This is a genomic window from Micromonospora sp. NPDC049139 (genome assembly GCF_055586845.1).
In genome coordinates this window covers 24,737-39,679 of record NZ_JBVJHK010000008.1, presented here as the reverse complement: position 1 = coordinate 39,679, position 14,943 = coordinate 24,737, and the positions used below count along the sequence as shown (strand labels likewise).

Genomic DNA, 14,943 nt, shown 5'->3' with positions numbered 1-14,943 from the left:
GCCGTCGACCCGATCAGGGTACGCAGCACGGCCGGCACCGGGCCGGCGGTGCCGAGGGCCGCCCGCATCGCCGGTACGTCGATCACGGCCGGCACCAGGGCCGCCCGATCCGCCACCAGCGCGGCGTCGAACAGCTCCAACCCGGTCTCGGCACTCATCGGCGTCAGACCCGCCCGCGCCGACCGTGCCCGGTCCGCCTCGTCGATCGAGGCCGCCATGCCCGCCGTGTCCCACATGCCCCACGCCAGGCTCACCGCCGGCAACCCGAGCTGCCGCCGCCACACCGCCAACCCGTCCAGGAACGCGTTACCCGCCGCATACGCCGACTGACCCGGCGAACCCAACACCCCCGCCACCGACGAGAACACCACGAACAGATCCAGACCCAGACCCGCCGTCGCCTCATGCAGGAACCAACCCGCCGACACCTTCGGCGCCAACACCCCAGCCAGCCGCTCGGCGGTCAACCCCTCGACCACACCGTCGTCCAGCACACCGGCGGTGTGCACCACACCCGCCAACCGGCCCTCGGCGGCGACCTCGGCGACCAGGCCGAACACCTGATCCCGGTCCGTCACGTCACAGGTCACCACCCGCACGGCAGCACCGAGCGCGGTCAACCGCTCCGACAACTCCCCAGCACCCGCAGCCTCCGGACCCCGCCGCGACACCAGCACCAGCGACCGCACACCCCACGAGGTGACCAGATGCTCAGCCACCAACGCGCCCAACGCACCCGTACCACCGGTCACCAGCACCGTGCCGTCGCCCACCACGTGGCCGTCGGCCGGCGCCGGGGTGACCGCACGCACCAGACGGGGCACGAACACCGCACCCGCCCGTGCCGCGACCTGACCGCCGTGCGCCACCGGCTCGTCGGCCACCGCAGCCATGACGGCCAGCGTCCCGGCGTCCAGGTCGCCGTCGACGTCCCCGAGGACGATGCGCCCCGGGTGCTCGGACTGCGCCGACCGCAGCAGCCCCCACACCGCCGCACCCGCCAGATCCGTGACCCGATCCTCGGCACCGACCGAAACCGCACCCCGGGTCACCACCACCAGCCGCGAATCCGCCAACACGTCCGCCGCCAGCCACGACCGCACGGCCGCCAGCACGGCCGACGCCGCCGCGCGTACCGCGTCCGGGACGGCGGCAGCCGGCGCGTCGACCGGCAGCACCAGCCCCGTCGGCGCGGCCACCTGACCGGCCTCGACCGCTGCGACGAGCGCCTCGACGTCCGGGAACGCCGGCAGGTCGGCGGGGGCCGGCGAGCCCACCAGCGCCCATCCAGAGACGTCCTCGGCGGCGGCGACCTCCTCGGCCTTCCAGGTGACCTCGAACATCGAGCGGGCCGCCGCGTTCGCCGCGGCCACGCCGGTCAGTTCGCGCAGCGCCAGCGAGTCGACCGACACCACGGCGGCGCCCGACTCATCACACGCGACCAGCCGCACCGTCGTACCCACACGCGTCAGGCGGACCCGCAGCACGCGCGCACCCGAGGCGTGCACCTGCACACCCTCGAACGCGAACGGCACCCGCGCCCCACCCGACTGCTCCGAACCGGGCAGCAGCCCGATCGGGTGCAGGGCGGCGTCCAGCAGCGCCGGGTGCACCCCGAACCGGGCGGCCTCCGTCGCCACCTCGTCCGGCAGGACCACCTCGGCGTACACGTCGTCCTCGGCGGTCCATACCCGGCGCAGCCCCTGGAACACCGGCCCGTACGCCAGACCGTGCTCCGCCAGCGTCGGGTACCAGCCCGCCAGGTCCACCTCGACGCCGCCGACGGGGGGCCACTCCCCCACGCCCGGCTCGTCGGCCGACGCGGGCTCCAGCACACCCTCCGCGTGCCGGACCCACTCGGCCTCGGGGTCGCCCTCGGCCTGGGAGTGCACCGCCACGACCCGGGTGCCCACCTCGTCGGCCGCGCCGACGCGCACCTGCACCCGCACGCCGCCGGAATCGGGCAGCACCAGCGGCGCGGCGATCGTCAGCTCCCGCACCCGCGACGCGCCCACCTCGTCGCCCGCCCGCACCGCCAACTCCACCAACGCCGCGCCCGGCACCACCACGACGCCGGAGACGGCGTGGTCGGCGAGCCAGGCGTGGGTGGCGAGCGACAGCCGGCCGGTCAGCACGGCCATGTCGGCGCCGGCGACGGTGACCGCCGCGCCGAGCAGCGGGTGCCCGGCCACGCCCAGGCCGGCGCCGGACACGTCGGCGGTACGCGCCTGACCCGCGCCGAGCCAGTACCGCTCGTGCTGGAAGGCGTACGTCGGCAGGTCGACGCGGGTGGCGCCGGAGTCGGTGAACCACTGCGGCCAGGTCACCGGCACGCCGTGGACGTGCAGCTCGGCCAGCGCGGCCAGCAGCGCCTGCGGGGCGTCACGGTCCCGGCGCTGGAGGGCCACCGCGAGCGCGTCGTCGGCGAGCAGGTCGGCGTTCATCGCGGTCAGGACGCTCTGCGGGCCGATCTCGAGGAAGGTGTCGACCCCGGCGGCGCGCAGGGCGGCGACGCCGTCGGCGTACCGGACGGCTTCCCGGACGTGGCGGACCCAGTATTCGGCGCGGGTGATCTCCTGCGGGTCGGTGAGCGCCCCGGTCAGGTTCGACACGACCGGCACCAGCGGTGCCCGGAACGCCAGCCCCGCCAGGACCGTGCGGAACTCGTCGAGCATCGGCTCCATCAGCGGGCTGTGGAACGCGTGGCTCACCGTGAGCCGGCGGGTCCGGACGCCCCGGCCCTGCCAGAACTGCTCCAGCTCGTCCAGTGCCTCGACGTCACCGGAGACCACCACGGCCGCCGGCCCGTTGACGGCCGCGATGCCCACCCGGTCGCCCAGCCCGGCGATCGACTCCGCCACGGCCGCCTCGGCAGCGGCCACGGCGAGCATCCCGCCGCCGGCCGGAAGCGCCTGCATCAACCGACCCCGCGCCGCCACCAACGCGCACGCGTCCGCCAGGGACAACACGCCGGCCACGTACGCCGCCACGATCTCACCGATCGAGTGGCCGCCCACGAAGTCCGGCACCACACCGAACGACTCGACCAAACGGAACAGCGCCACCTCGACCGCGAACAACCCGGCCTGCGTGAACACCGTCTGGTCCAGCAGGTCCGCCTCCGGGGTGCCCGCCTCGGCGAACAACACCTCCCGCAACGGACGCGGCAACAGCGGATCCAGCTGCGCACACACCTCGCCCAACGCCGCCGCGAACACCGGGAAGCGGGCCGCCAGTTCTCGGCCCATGCCGGCGCGCTGCGCGCCCTGGCCGGAGAAGAGCACGGCCAGTTGGGTACGCGCCGCGCCGGTGCCGGTGACCACCGCGCCGGACGACTCACCGGCGGCGAGGGCGCGCAGCCCGGCCAGCAGCTCGTCCCGGTGCGTCGCGGTGACCACCGCGCGGTGTTCCAGCATCGCCCGGCTGACCGCCGACGACCAGCCGACGTCGACGGGGCGCAGGTCCTCGTCGGCGGCGATCCAGCGGGCCCATCGGTCCGCCTGCGCCGCGACGGCGGCCTCGGACCGGGCCGACAGCAGCACCGGGGCCGGCACCGGCTCGGCGGCGGGTTCGGCGCCGCTGGCCGGCCCGCCGGCGGCCCGGGTGGGCTCCGCCTCGGCGGGCGGTTGCTCGATGATCACGTGCGCGTTGGTGCCGCTGACGCCGAACGACGAGATCGCCGCGCGCCGGGGCCGGTTCGCCGCCGGCCAGTCGCGCGCCTCGGTGAGCAGGGAGACGGCTCCGGCGCTCCAGTCGATGTGTGGGGACGGCTCGTCCACGTGCAACGTCGAGGGCAGCACGCCGTGCCGCATCGCCATGATCATCTTGATGATGCCGGCCGCCCCGGCCGCGGCCTGGGTGTGGCCGATGTTCGACTTGATGGAGCCGAGCCACAGCGGCTCCCGGCCCTGCCGGTCCTGCCCGTACGTGGCCAGCAGCGCCTGCGCCTCGATCGGGTCACCGAGGGTGGTGCCCGTACCGTGCGCCTCGACGGCGTCCACGTCGGCCGGCGTCAGGCGGGCGTTGGCGAGGGCCTGGCGGATAACCCGCTGCTGCGACGGGCCGTTCGGCGCCGTCAGCCCGTTCGACGCGCCGTCCTGGTTCACCGCGCTGCCGCGCACCACCGCCAGGATGCGCCGGCCCTCCCGCTGCGCGTCCGACAGGCGCTGCACCAGGAGCACGCCGACGCCCTCGCTCCAGCCCGTGCCGTCGGCGGCGGCGGCGAACGACTTGCACCGGCCGTCCTGCGACAGCCCGCGCTGGCGGGAGAACTCGATGAACGTGCCGGGGGTGGCCATGACGGTCACGCCGCCGGCCAGGGCCAGGTCACACTCGCCGCTGCGCAGCGCCTGCACCGCCAGGTGCAACGCCACCAGGCTGGACGAGCACGCGGTGTCCACGGTGACCGCAGGGCCTTCCAGGCCGAACGTGTACGCCACCCGACCCGACAGCACGCTGCCGGAGGTGCCGGTGCCGAGGTAGCCGCCCACGCCCTCGGGCAGGTCCTGCACGCCCGAGGCGTAGTCGTGGTACATCAGCCCGGCGAACACGCCGGTCCGGCTGCCGCGCAGCCGCTGCGGGTCCAGGCCCGCCGACTCGAACGTCTCCCACGAGGTCTCCAGCAGCAGCCGCTGCTGCGGATCCATGGCCAGGGCCTCGCGCGGCGAGATGCCGAAGAACCCGGGGTCGAACTCGGCCGCCCCGTACAGGAAGCCGCCGTGCCGCGTGTACGACGTCCCGGGGTTGTCCGGGTCGGGGTGGAAGAGCCGGTCGAGATCCCAGCCCCGGTCGGTCGGGAACTCGCCGATGCCGTCGGACCCGCCGGCGACCAGGTCCCACAGTTGCCGCGGGTTCGTCACGCCGCCCGGGTAGCGGCAGGCCATGCCCACGATGGCGATGGGCTCGTCGACGGTCGTCGCCCGCACGGCCTGCTGCTGGTCGGCGACCTGGCCGGACAGCTGCTCGTACAGGTGGTCGGAGAGAGCGCCGGGGGTCGGGTAGTCGAAGACGAGCGTCGAGGTGAGCCGCAGCCCGGTCGCGCTGTTGATGCGGTTGCGCAGCTCCACCGCGGTTAGCGAGTCGAAGCCCAGCTCCCGGAACGCCCGGTCCGCCGGCACCTGCTCGGCGCCGCTGTGGCCGAGGACCTGCGCGACCAGTCCGCGCACGAGCAGGTCGACCTGCGTCCGCGCCTCCTGCGGGTCGAGCCCGGCCAGCCGGTCGGCCCAGCCTCCGGTGCCGGAGCGGCGGCGCTTCGCGGCCGGTCCCACCAGGGCCCGCAGCATCGGGGGTACGCGGCCCGCGGCGGTCTGCGCCCGCATGGCGGGCAGGTCGACGACCGCCGGGACCAGCGCCGCCCCGCCGTGGGCCAGGGCGGCGTCCCACAGCCCGAGACCGACCTGGGCGGTCATCGGGACCAGGCCGGACCGGCTGACCCGGGCCCGGTCGGTGTCGTTGATCGACGCGGCCATCCCGTCGGTGTCCCACATGCCCCACGCGAGGCTGACCGCGGGCAGCCCGCGCTGCGCCCGCACCTGGGCGAGGGCGTCCAGGAAGGCGTTGCCGGCGGCGTACGCGGCCTGGCCGGGAGAGCCGAGCACCCCGGCGACGGAGGAGAACAGCGCGAACAGGTCGAGGTCGAGGTCGGCGGTCGCCTCGTGCAGCCACCAGCCCGCCGTGACCTTCGGCGCCAGCACGTCCGCCAGCCGGTCGGCGGTGATTCCGCTGACCACGCCGTCGTCCAGGACACCGGCGGTGTGGACGACACCGGCCAGCCGGTCCTCGGCGGTGACCGCCCGGACCAGCTCGCCGACCCGCGCACGGTCGGTGACGTCGGCCGCGACCACGCGGACGGCCGCGCCCAGCGCGGTCAGCCGCGCCACCAGTTCGTCGGCGCCGGCGGCCGCCGGGCCCTGCCGGGAGACCAGCACGAGCGAGCGCACGCCGTACGCGGTGACGAGGTGCTCGGACACCAGGGCGCCCAGCGATCCGGTGCCCCCGGTCACCAGGACGGTCCCCCGGTCGAGGGTCGCCGGGGCCGGTGCGCCGCCGGCGGCGCGGACGAGCCGGGGCAGGTACGGAATGCCGGCCCGCACCGCGAGTTGCCCGCCGACACCCGGGTCGTCGGCGGCGCCGGCGAGCAGGGTCAGCGCGTCGACGTCCAGGTCGGCGCCCGGCTCCAGGTCGGCCAGCACGATCCGGCCGGGGTGCTCCGACTGCGCCGAGCGCAGCAGGCCCCACACCGCCGCCCCGGCCACGTCGGTGACGCGGTCGTCGGGGCCGGTGGCCACCGCACCGCGGGTCGCCACGACCAGCCGCGAGTCTGCCAGGGCGTCGGCGGCCAGCCACGCCTGCACGGCGCCGAGGACGTCCGCCGTCACCGACCGCACCGCGTCGGGCACGTCCGTCTCGGGCCGCGTCGCGGGGACGGGCAGCAGCAGCGCCGCCGGGGTGGCGGCGGTCCCGTCCGTCATGGCCGTGGCCAGCGTCGCCACGTCGGCGTACGCGGGGAGCTGCGGCGCGCCGTCGACCGGGCGGTCGCCGAGGACGACCCAGCCGTACCCGCCGTCGGGCGCGGTGATCTGCTCGGGCTGCCAGGACACCTCGAACAGGGAGCGGTGGGCCTCGTTCGGAGCCGCCACCGACCCGGTCATCTCGCGCAGCGTCAGCGAGTCCACCGACACCACCGGCGCGCCCGTCTCGTCGACGGCGACCAGCCGCACGGAGTTGCCGGACCCGGTCAGGCGCACCCGCAGCGTCCGCGCCCCGACCGCGTGGACCTGCACGCCCTCGAACGCGAACGGCACCCGGGCCCCGCCGCCCGCCTCGTCGGCGGGCAGCAGCCCGACGGGGTGCAGGGCGGCGTCCAGCAACGCCGGGTGCACGCCGAACCCGGCCGGCTCCCCGGCCGCCTCGTCGGGGAGGGCGACCTCGGCGAACACCGTGTCCGCTGCGGTCCACGCCCGGCGCAGCCCCCGGAAGACGGGCCCGTAGGAGAGCCCGTGCTCGGCCACCGTCTCGTACCAACCGGTGACGTCCACCTCGGCCGCTCCTGGCGGCGGCCACGCGCCCACGGTGGGCTCGTCGCCCGTCGGGGCGCCGACGAGGCCGTCGGCGTGCCGGGTCCAGCCCGACTCCGGGTCGTCCTCGGGCTGCGAGTGCACGGTCACCGAGCGGCTGCCGGTCCCGTCGACGGGACCCACCCGGACCTGCACCCGCACTCCGCCGCCGGTGGCGGGCAGCACGAGCGGGGCGAGCACCGTCAGCTCACGGACGCGGGACGCGCCGACCTCGTCGCCCGCCCGGACGACGAGGTCCACCAGGGCGGTGCCGGGCACCACCACGGCACCGGACACGACGTGGTCGGCGAGCCACGGGTGGGTCGTCACCGACAGCCGGCCGGTCAGCACCACCATGTCCTCGCCGGCGACCGAGACGGTCGCGCCGAGCAGCGGGTGCCGCGCGACACCGAGGCCCGCCCCCGAGACGTCGGCCGACTGGCCGGCCGGCGGCAGCCAGTACCGCTCGCGGTGGAAGGCGTACGTGGGCAGGTCGACCCGCCGTGCGCCGGTGTCGGTGAACCACTGCTGCCAGGTCACCGGCACGCCGTGCACATGCAGGTCGGCCAGGGCGTGCAGCAGGGCGTGCGTCTCCGGCCGGTCCTTACGCTGGACGGCGACGGCCAGCACGGCGTCATCCTCGGGCAGGATGTCCGCCGCCATCGCCGTCAGCACACTCTGCGGACCCACCTCCAGGAACGTGTCCACGCCCGCCTCGCGCAGCGCGGCGACCCCGTCGGCGTACCGCACGGCCTCGCGGACGTGCCGCACCCAGTACTCCGGGGTGCGGATCTCCTCGGCATCCGCGACCGCACCGGTCACGTTCGACACGACCGGCAGCAACGGCGACGCGAACGTCAACCCGTCCAGGACCGCGCGGAACTCATCGAGGATCGGCTCCATCAACGGACTGTGGAACGCGTGACTGACGGTGAGCCGGCGAGTCCGGACACCCCGGCCCTGCCAGGTCCGCTCGATGCCGTCGAGGGCCTCGACGTCACCGGACACCACCACCGACGTCGGCCCGTTGACCGCCGCGATCCCGACCCGGTCGCCCAGACCCGCGATCGACTCGACCACCGCCTCCTCCGAAGCGGCGACCGCCAGCATCCCGCCACCGGACGGCAGCGCCTGCATCAACCGACCCCGAGCCGCCACCAACGCGGCGGCGTCCGACAGGGACAACACGCCGGCCACGTGCGCGGCCGTGATCTCACCGATCGAGTGACCGGCGAGCATGTCCGGCACCACACCGAACGACTCCACCAGCCGGAACAACGCCACCTCAACCGCGAACAACCCGGCCTGCGTGAACACCGTCTGATCCAGCAGGTCCGCCTCCGGGGTGCCCGCCTCGGCGAACAGCACCTCCCGCAACGGACGCGGCAACAGCGGATCGAGCTGCGCACACACCTCGCCCAACGCCGCCGCGAAGACCGGGAACGCCTCGGACAACTCCCGGCCCATACCCGCACGCTGCGCACCCTGACCCGAGAACAGCAGCGCGAGCTGGCCCCGCTGCCCGCCCGGGCCGAAGGCCACACCGGCCGAGGGCTCGCCCGCCGCCACGGCTTCGAGGCCCGCCAGCAGCTCGGCCCGGGTCGCACCGGACACGACCGCGCGGTGCTCCAACACCGACCGCGACGTCACCGACGACCACGCCACGTCCAGCGGGCGCAGGGTCGCGTCCCCGCTCAGCCACGCCGCCCAGCGGCCGGCCTGCGCCGACAGCCCGGCCGCGTCGCGGGCCGAGAGCAGCACCGGCGCCACCGCCGGCGTCCGGGGCGGTTCGCCGCCGGCGTCCGGCTCGTCCCCGGCAGGCGGGGCGGGCGGCTGTTCCAGGATGAGGTGGACATTCGTACCGCTGATGCCGAACGACGACACGGCGGCCCGGCGCGGCCGGTCCACGGCCGGCCAGGGACGGGCCTCGGTCAACAGGGACACCGCGCCGGCGGACCAGTCCACGTGGGGGGTCGGCTCGTCGAGGTGCAGGGTCGACGGGAGCAGGCCGTGCCGCATCGCCTGCACCATCTTGATCATGCCGGCGACGCCGGCGGCGGCCTGGCTGTGGCCGATGTTCGACTTGATCGAGCCGAGCAGCAGCGGCCGGTCGGCGGGACGGTCCTGCCCGTACGTGGCCAGCAGGGCCTGCGCCTCGATCGGGTCGCCGAGGACGGTGCCGGTGCCGTGCGCCTCGACGGCGTCCACGTCGGCGGTGCTCAGGCGGGCGTTGGCGAGGGCCTGCCGGATGACCCGCTGCTGGGCCGGCCCGTTCGGGGCGGTGAGGCCGTTGGACGCGCCGTCCTGGTTCACGGCGCTGCCGGCGATGACGGCGAGCACCTGACGGCCCTCGCGCCGGGCGTCGGAGAGCCGCTGGACCAGCAGCACGCCGACGCCCTCGGACCAGCCGGTGCCATCGGCGTCGGCGGCGAAGGACTTGCAGCGCCCGTCCGGGGCGAGGCCGCCCTGGCGGGAGAACTCGACGAACGCGCCCGGGGTCACCATGACGGTGACGCCGCCGGCCAGCGCCAGGTCGCACTCGCCGCCGCGCAGCGCCTGGGCGGCCAGGTGCACCGCCACAAGGGACGACGAGCAGGCGGTGTCGACCGTGACCGCCGGGCCTTCCAGGCCGAAGGTGTACGACACCCGGCCGGAGATGACGCTGTGCGCGCCGCCGGTGAGCTGGTATCCCGCCAGTTCGGCGGGCGTGTCGGTGGTGCCGTACCCCGACGGGGAGGCGCCGACGAAGACGCCGGTACGGCTGCCGCGCAGCTCGTCCGGGTCGATTCCGGCCTGCTCCATGGCCTCCCAGGACGCCTCCAGCAGCAGCCGCTGCTGCGGGTCCATGGCGACCGCCTCACGGGGCGAGATGCCGAAGAAGCCGGGGTCGAACGTGGTGGCGCCGTCGACGAAGCCGCCCTCGCGGGTGTGCGACACCGGTCGTCCGTCGGCGTCGACGGCCAGCAGCCGGCCCATGTCCCAGTTGCGGTCCTCGGGGAAGCCGCTGATCCCGTCGCGCCCGGTGGCGACGAGGTCCCAGAGGTCGTCCGGGCTGGCGACGCCACCCGGGTACCGGCAGCTCATGCCGACGATGACGATCGGGTCGTCGTCCACCGGCCCGGCGGGGCCCCAGGTGGCGACGGTGTCGACCTCGTGCAGGCGCAGCGTCGCCGACAGGTGGTCGGCGAGGGCGGCCGGGTTCGGGTAGTCGAAGACCAGCGTGGTGGGCAGGGTGAGCCCGGTGGCGGCGCCGAGCCGGTTGCGCAGCTCGACCGCGGTCAGCGAGTCGAAGCCCAGCTCCTTGAACGCCCGGTTCGCCTTGACCAGCTCGGTGCCGGAGTGGCCGAGCACGGCGGCGGTGTGCGTCCGCACGAGGTCGGTCAGGTACCGGTCCTGCTCGGCGCGGGGCAACGTCAGCAGGTGCTGCCGCAGCCCGCCGCCGGCGGCGTCCTCCGGCGCCCCGTCGACCACGCGCAGGGCGTCCCGAGCCTCGGCGATGTCGTCGAGCAGGGGGCGGGGGCGGGCGGCGGCGAACGCCGGGGTGAACAGGGACCAGTCGACGTCCGCCACGGTCACCGACGGCACGGACCGACCGACCGCGCTGCGCAGCGCGTACACGGCCTGGGCCGGGGACATCGGGCTGAGGCCGCGCCGGGCCAGCAGCTCCTGTCCCTCGCCGCTGGCCATCCCGCCCTCGGCCCAGGGTCCCCAGGCGACGGCGGTGGCGGCCAGTCCGCGGGCCCGGCGCCGCTCGGCGAGGGCGTCGAGGAAGGCGTTGCCGGCGGCGTACGCGGCCTGTCCGCCGCTGCCCCAGATGCCGGCGATGGAGGAGAACAGCACGAACGCGTCGAGCGGCCGGTCGCCCAGCAACTCGTCCAGGTGCACCGCGCCGGCGATCTTTCCGTCCAGCACCTCGGCCAGCCCGGCCAGGTCGGTGTCCGCCAGCATGGTCAGTTGGCCCACCCCGGCGGCGTGCACCACCGCCGTCAGCGGCGCCGGGTCCGCGTCGATGTCGCGCAGCAACGCCTCGACCCGGGCGCGGTCGGCCATGTCGGCGGCGACCAGGGTCACCCGGGCGCCCAGCCCGGTCAGCTCGTCGCGCAGCTCCGCCGCCCCCGGGGCGCGGTCGCCCCGGCGGCTGGTCAGCACGACGTGGTCCGCGCCGTTGGCCGCGACCCAGCGGGCCACGTGGGCGCCGAGCGCCCCGGTGCCACCGGTGATCAGCACCGTGCCCGACGGCTGCCAGCGCTCGACCGCGCCCACCGCCGCCGGCGTGGCCCGGACCAGTCGCCGCACGAACACACCGGAGGGTCGTACGGCGACCTGGTCCTCGTGGCCGCCGCCGGTCAGAACGCCCACCAGGTGGTCCCAGTCGGCCCGGTCGGGCCCGTCGGGCAGGTCGACCAGGCCGCCCCAGAGCTGCGGGTGTTCCAGCCCGGCGACCCGGGCCAGGCCCCACAGGCCACCCTGGGCGACGCTGCGGACCGGGTCCCCGTCGCCGGTGCTGACCGCGCCCCGGGTGACCGTCCACAGCGGCGCCGCGATGTCCGCGCCGTGCAGGGCCTGCACCAGCGCCATCGTGGCGGCCGTGCCGAGCGGCACCGCCGGCTGGCCGGGGTGCGGCGCGTCCAGCAGGCCCAGCAGGGACACGATGCCGGAGAACCGCCGGTCCCCGACAGCCTCGGCCACCCGCGACGTCACGTCGTCGCGCTCCGTGAGCGGGTCCACCGCCAGCCGGGACACCTCGCCGCCCGCGGCGGCCAGCGCGCCCGCGAGCGCCTCGGCCCATTCCGTCACCGGCGTCTCGCCGGCCGGCTCGACCAGCAGCCAGCCGCCCACCGGGGTGGCCGGGGTCGGGGCGGTGGTCCGCTTCCACACCACCCGGTACGACCAGCCGTCGACGACCGCGTCCCGCAGCCGCGCCTTGCGCCAGGACGACAGGACCGGCAGGGCCGGGGCCAGGACGTCCAGGGCGGCGGCGTCGAACTGCGCCGCCAGGGCGGCCACGTCGGACCGCTCCACCGCGGACCAGAACTCGACGTCGACCACGTCGGGGCTGACCGGGCCGGTGGCCGACACCGGCATCTGCTCGGGCCAGTAGCGCTGCCGCTGGAACGCGTACGTGGGCAGGGCGACGGGGCTCGCGTCGGCGTCGGCGTAGACGGCCGGCCAGTCGACGGACGCGCCGTTGACGTGCAGCTCGGCCAGGGCGGCGAGCAGGGCCTTCACCTCGGCACGGTCGGCGCGCAGGACGGGCACCGCGACCGGCGCGGCCTCCCCGTCGGCGTCCGCCGGGGCCTGCCGGCCCAGCACGTCGCGGGTCATCGCGGTCAGCACGCTCTGCGGGCCGACCTCCAGGAACGTGTCGACGCCGGCGGCCCGCAGGGCGGCGACCCCGTCGGCGAAGCGGACGGCCTCGCGGACGTGCCGCACCCAGTAGTCGACAGTGCGGATCTCGTCGGCGTCGGCGAGCGCGCCGGTCACGTTCGACACGATCGGCAGCGTCGGCACGGCGAAGGTGAGCCCGTCGAGGACGGCCCGGAACCCGGCCAGCATCGGCTCCATCAGCGGGCTGTGGAAGGCGTGGCTGACCCGCAACCGACGTGTCCGCGCGCCCCGCTCCCGCCAGAGCCGTTCCACCTCGTCGAGGGCCTCGACGGCGCCGGACACCACGACCGAGGTGGGGCCGTTCACCGCCGCGATCCCGACCCGGTCGGTCAGGCCGGCGATCGACTCGGCGACCGCGGCCTCGTCGGCCGCGACCGCGAGCATGCCGCCGCCCGCCGGCAGCGCCTGCATCAGCCGACCCCGCGCCGCGACCAGCGCGCACGCGTCGCCGAGGGACAGCACGCCGGCCACGTGCGCGGCGGCGATCTCACCGATCGAGTGGCCGCCCACGAAGTCCGGCACCACACCGTACGACTCGACGAGCCGGAACAGGGCCACCTCGACGGCGAACAGCCCGGCCTGGGTGAAGGCGGTCTGGTCCAGCAGCTCCGCCTCGGCGGAGCCCTCGGGGGCGAACAGCACCTCCCGCAGCGGGCGCGGCAGCAGCGGGTCGAGCTGGGCGCACACCTCGTCCAACGTGGCGGCGAACGCCGGGAACCCGTCGTACAGCTCCCTGCCCATGCCGGCGCGCTGCGCGCCCTGGCCGGAGAAGAGCACCGCGAGCGGGCCACGGTCGGCCGCCTGCCCGGCGACCACCGCGCCGGACGGCTGCCCGGCGGCGAGGGCGCGCAGCCCGGCCAGCAGGTCGTCGCGGTCGGCGGCGGTGAGCACCGCGCGGTGCTCCAGCGCGGACCGCGACACCACCGACGACCAGCCGACGTCGACCGGGCGGACGGCCTCGTCGGCGTCCAGCCACCGGGCCCAGCGTCCGGCCTGCGCGGCCAGCGCGGCCTCCGACCGGGCGGACAGCAGGACGGGCACCGCCGGCAGGGCGACGGCGGGCGCCGGGCCGGCGCCGGCGCGGGCCGCACCGTCGGCGTCGGGGGTGGGCGGCTCCTCCAGGATGGTGTGGGCGTTGGTGCCGGAGATGCCGAACGACGACACCGCCGCCCGCCGGGGACGGTCGGTCACCGGCCACGGCCGCGCCTCGGTCACCAGCGACACCTCGCCGGCCGACCAGTCCACCTTGGGCGTCGGCTCGTCCACGTGCAGGGTGGACGGGACAAGCCCGTGCCGCATCGCCATCACCATCTTGATCACGCCGGCCACGCCCGCAGCGGACTGACTGTGACCGATGTTCGACTTGATCGAGCCGAGCAGCAGCGGCCGATCGGCGGGACGATCCTGCCCGTACGTGGCCAGCAGGGCCTGCGCCTCGATCGGGTCGCCGAGGACGGTGCCGGTGCCGTGCGCCTCGACGGCGTCCACGTCGGCGGTGCTCAGGCGAGCGTTGGCGAGGGCCTGCCGGATGACCCGCTGCTGCGCCGGCCCGTTCGGGGCGGTGAGGCCGTTGGACGCGCCGTCCTGGTTGACCGCGGTGCCCCGGATCACGGCGAGGACGGGGTGTCCCTTGCGCTGCGCGTCCGACAACCGCTCCACCAGCAGGATGCCGACGCCTTCGGACCAGCCGGTGCCGTCGGCGGCGGCGGCGAACGACTTGCACCGACCGTCGGGGGCGAGCCCCCGCTGCCGGGAGAAGCCGACGAACGGGCTGGGGGTGGCCATGACGCACACGCCGCCGGCCAGGGCGAGGTCGAAGTCGCCCTGCCGCAGGGCCTGGCACGCCAGGTGCAGCGCGACCAGCGACGACGAGCAGGCGGTGTCGACCGTGACCGCCGGTCCCTCCAGGCCGAGGGCGTACGCGATCCGCCCCGAGACGACGCTGGTGGCGGTGCCCGTCAGCAGGTAGCCCTCGTCGGTGCCCTCGGCCTCGCTCTGCGGGCCCATCCCGTAGCCGTTGGCGGCGGTCCCGACAAAGACGCCGACCTTCTGTCCGCGCATGGACGCCGGCGCGATGCCGGCGTGCTCGAACGCCTCCCACGACGTCTCCAGCAGCAGCCGCTGCTGGGGGTCCATCGCCACGGCCTCCCGGGGCGAGATGCCGAAGAACTCGGCGTCGAAGTCGGCCGCGTCGTAGAGGAAGCCGCCCTCGCGGGTGGTGGACCGGCCGGCCCGGTCGGCGTCCGGGTCGTACAGGTTGTCCAGGTCCCAGCCCCGGTCCGTCGGGAAGCCGCCGATCGCGTCGCCGCCGGCGGCCACCAGGTCCCAGAGCTGCTCCGGGCTGGCGACGCCGCCCGGGTAGCGGCAGGACATCGCGACGATCGCGATCGGCTCCCGGGCGGCAGCGGTCAGCTGCTGGTTGAGCTGACGGAGGCGGCCCGTCTCCTTGAGCGACGCGCGAAGCGCCTCGACGACCTTGTCTGCGGACGTAGACATCATG

At 75.8% G+C, this 14,943-nt stretch carries 1 protein-coding gene (running past one end of the window); it reads right to left on the bottom strand.

Annotated elements, in window-relative coordinates:
• Positions 1 to 14,939, bottom strand: the 5' portion of a protein-coding gene (locus ACZ6Q9_RS16490) for a type I polyketide synthase (RefSeq protein ID WP_466021409.1). Its footprint begins 14,908 nt before the window's first position; 14,939 of the gene's 29,847 nt are visible here — the first part of the coding sequence; its start codon is at positions 14,937 to 14,939; its stop codon lies off the left edge, out of view.
• Positions 14,940 to 14,943: the final 4 nt, after the last annotated feature.